The sequence below is a fragment of the Pseudomonas sp. NPDC096950 genome (assembly GCF_044762525.1).
Lineage (GTDB): Bacteria > Pseudomonadota > Gammaproteobacteria > Pseudomonadales > Pseudomonadaceae > Aquipseudomonas.
The window spans coordinates 1-1,978 of record NZ_JBIWEL010000062.1; the positions used below are offsets into that span (position 1 = coordinate 1).

Consider the following 1,978-nt stretch of genomic DNA (forward strand, 5'->3'; position numbering starts at 1 on the left):
ACTTCGAAACGGTGATCGGTTCGTCGTTCAACGACACCCTGACTGCCCAGACCAGCGGCCACACCTTGAACGGTGGCGCGGGCGATGACGTTTATCTCATCAACGGTTCTTCGGTGAATGTCGTGGAGGCAGTCGGTGGCGGCGATGACGAGGTGCGTACCGCGCTCACCGTCATGAGCCTGTCAGCCAACGTCGAACGCCTGACCTACACCGGCACCGGCGGCTTCATCGGCACCGGTAATGCCTTGGACAACATCATTACCAGCGGTGCCGGTAATGATGTCTTGATGGGCGGTGCCGGCGCCGACCAGTTTCTCGGTGGCGATGGTTTCGACATTGTCAGCTATGCCGACAGCCCGAGCGGTGTGACGATTAACGTCAAAACCGGCGTGTTCACCGGTATTGCCGCCGGGGATACGTACACCAGCATCGAGCAGATCCGGGGATCCAACGGCGGCGATACCTTCGTCGGTGGTGACGGTGCCGATCGCTTCGATGGTAGCGGCGGCACCGACATCCTCAGCTTTGCCGGTGAGAACTCCGGTGTCACTCTGGATCTGAGTGTTCCCGTGCTCTCCGGCATCGCTGCGGGCGATGTCTATACGTCTATCGAAGCGTTCCAGGGTACGAATTATGCCGACACTTTCATCGGCAGTGCGGGTGCACGCGAAAGCTTCGTCGGCGGTGCGGGTGCGGATACCTTGACCGGCGTTGGCCGTGGCGATGGCGCCTGGTACGTCAACAGCTCCGATGCGGTGCAGGTCAATTTGCTGACAGGAGCCGGCATCGGCGGCGACGCCCAAGGCGATGTGCTCACCAATATCGATAACCTGGTGGGTTCGGCCTTCAATGACACCCTGACCGGTAATGCCTACGCCAACATGCTGGAAGGTGGCGACGGTAACGACACTCTCTACGGCGGTGACGGCAACGATACGTTGTACGGCCATAGCTTTACCGACACCGGCGCTCTGGCAGTGCCTTTCGCAACGGATAACCAGGCCGACATCATTTATGGCGGTAACGGTGATGACTACATCATTGGCTATGTGCGCGATGTCGGTTCGGTCTTCTATGGCGAAGCCGGCAGTGACAGCATCACGGTCATTTCGGGTATTGCCGACGGGGGTGATGGCAATGACACGTTAATGGGGTTGGGGCATGGCTATGAGCTGCGTGGCGGGGCCGGTGCGGACAAGTTGTACCTGAGCGCTTCGGGCGATGCTTATGGCGGCCAAGGCAGTGATGCGTATTTCGTGTCCTCCAAAACCATGGTCGCCATTTTCGACGATGGCACCACGGGGATCGACGTCGTCACGCTGAAAAATATCCAGAGTGTCAGTGATGTGCGGATCATGCAAAACGCTGAGGGCGCCTACATCTTCAACGCCGCCGACCTGCAAAGCGGCAACCTGGACTCCGGTGTATTCCTGAAGGACTGGTACAAAGGGGCAAACACCATCGAAACGTTCTACACCAACAATGGCGAGTCGTTCACCATTCCGGTGGTAGGCCAGGCAGCGGCTGAGCTGTCGATAGTCTGACGGTTACTCGGCACTAAATAAAAACGGCGAACCCTGCATTCCGGGTTCGCCGTTTTTTTTCACCCGAAACTTTCCCCCAGGCAAAAGAAAACCCCCGACCCGCCAGAGGCGCATCGGGGGTTTCAGATAAGCGCCTTTCAGCGCCTACCGGTTCAGCTTATTGGCAAGCTTCGCAATCCGGCTCGTCGATGGCGCAAGCCTTCGGCACTGGAGCTGGACCGGCTGGAGCAGCCAGGACCGAATCTTCACCGTGGTTGCCGCCGCTGGAAACAGCGTTCAGCTTGCCGGTGTTGATGGTCGACTTCTCGGTGCTGGTCGCGGCCAGGGCACGGAGGTAGTAAGTGGTTTTCAGACCACGGTACCAAGCCATGCGGTAGGTCACGTCCAGTTTCTTGCCCGATGCGCCGGCGATGTACAGGTTCAGGGACTGAGCC

1 protein-coding gene and 1 pseudogene are annotated in these 1,978 nt (G+C 58.9%); one reads left to right on the plus strand and one right to left on the minus strand.

Annotated elements, in window-relative coordinates:
* Positions 1-1,544 (plus strand): annotated as a pseudogene (locus ACIQY3_RS34350) (calcium-binding protein); the annotation flags it as partial.
* Between the two features lie 157 nt (positions 1,545-1,701).
* Here the strand turns inward: ACIQY3_RS34350 and ACIQY3_RS34355 are convergent.
* Positions 1,702-1,978, minus strand: a 277-nt coding sequence (locus ACIQY3_RS34355) for a hypothetical protein (RefSeq protein ID WP_403029125.1), incomplete at its 5' end; no start/stop codon positions are given.